General features: G+C 73.6%; 2 pseudogenes. Both read right to left on the bottom strand.

The features are described 5' to 3' along the window. Positions 1–245: 245 nt before the first annotated feature. Positions 246–764, bottom strand: a pseudogene (locus D471_RS33910) (maleylpyruvate isomerase family mycothiol-dependent enzyme); the annotation flags it as partial. Further along, a pseudogene (locus tag D471_RS41730) lies at positions 764–1,162 on the bottom strand (maleylpyruvate isomerase N-terminal domain-containing protein); the annotation flags it as partial. The pseudogenes D471_RS41730 and D471_RS33910, both read right to left, overlap by 1 nt. Positions 1,163–1,640 lie beyond the last annotated feature (478 nt).

Genomic DNA, 1,640 nt, shown 5'->3' on the forward strand with positions numbered 1-1,640 from the left:
AATAGGTGCCGCCTGGGGCCTGTTCTTGGAACGGACACTCAAGGGGGTGTCGTTCGGGCGCCGACAGGGTGCTTATGGATAGGTCTGCGCCGCAGGCGTCCGTTGAGGGTGGTGGAGGGTGACGGGCGGGCGAGGCAAGCCGCGTAGCGAGGAACGAGCGATAGGCGCGGCCGAGGATGAAGAATCCCTGTCGTTCGGGCGGCCGAACACGGGCCGAAGCGCGGCGGCAGGCCCAAAAGCACTGCCTAGGCGAACTGGCCGGGGCGGCGCCCCGGACCGGCCGGGCCGCGGTAGGCCTGGGCGATGTCGAGCCAGCGGTCGGCGTCGGGCCCCTCCGCCGTCACGGAGAGGTCGTCGCGGTGGCGTCGGCGCGTGACCAACAGGCAAAAGTCGGCGGCGTCGCCCGTGATCCGCTGCTCGGCCTCGGCCGGGCCGAAGTTCCACTTGGCGCCGGAGGGCGAGGTCAGTTCGAACCGGAACTCGGTGTCCGGCGGAGTGAGCCCTCGGGACTGATAGCCGAACTCCCAGGTCAGAACGGCGAACCCCACGATGTTGCCGATCCGGTCGGTGCGCTCGGGGGTGACACCCAGCGCATCGGCGATGTCCTGGCCGTGGGCGTAGAGCTCCATCATGCCCGCGCAGGCGAGGACGCCCGGCGGGATCGGACGCACGAGCCAGGGCACCGGCTGGTCGGCCGGGGNTCCTTCCGCCAGCGGGCGAGCAGGCGCTCGGGGTCGTCGAGCGGATAGGTCTTCAGGACGGCGTTGACCGCTCCGTCGAAGTCCCGGCTCGCCTCGGCCGTCATCGCCGCGAACGCCTCGGCGTCGGAGGCCGCGGTCCCGGCGAGCGCGAAGACGAAGCTCAGGTGGGCGACCTGGTGGGCCACGGTCCACCCCACCGCCGGGGTCTCCCGTGCCCAGCCGTCGGGCCCCAGGTCGGCCACGAGGTCGTCGATCCGGGCCGCCTCCGCGGTCAGGTCGTCGATCACGGCGGGCAGTTCCGTGATGACGTTGGGCAGGTTGTTCACGTCTGTCTCCCTTGGTTCGGTGCGGTGCGGGGTACGGATGCGAGGTCGCGGGCGGTGGCGTGGCGGGCTGCGGTCATCGCCGCCCAGGAGACGGCCCTGACCAGGTCGGCGTCGTCGGCCCCGGCTCGTCGGCACTCGGCCACGGTGTCGTCGCCGACCTGGAACGAGGCGCGTGCGGTGAGCAGGGCCAGACGCCCCAGGGGCCGGTGCGCCTCGGGCAGCGCGGCGAGGGGCTCCGTCGACCAGGCGCGGCTGACCCCGGCGGGCTCGGCCCCGTGTTCGCCGATGTGGCGGGTGGTCAGGGCGCGTACGGTGTCCGGGAGCGTGCGGGCCCCGGCCACGTCGACCACGGCGCAGACCCCGGTCAGGACGCGCAGGATCCGGGGGTTCCCACAGGCCCAGCGCAGGTCGTCGGGGGCGGGGGCGAGGCGTGCGCGCTCGGGCAGCAGTTCCAACGCGGTGTCGGGGGCGAGGCGCGGCCCGTGCCCGGCGGCGATCACCGCTCCGGTGGCGCGGCGCAGCGGCCCCCGCACGGGCCCGGGCGCGAGGTCGGGCAGGGGCGAGTCCGGTAGGAAGACGTTGACCATGCGGTTGATGTAGTGGAAGGGCAGCC

Source organism: Nocardiopsis lucentensis DSM 44048 (assembly GCF_000341125.1).
GTDB classification, from domain to species: domain Bacteria; phylum Actinomycetota; class Actinomycetes; order Streptosporangiales; family Streptosporangiaceae; genus Nocardiopsis; species Nocardiopsis lucentensis.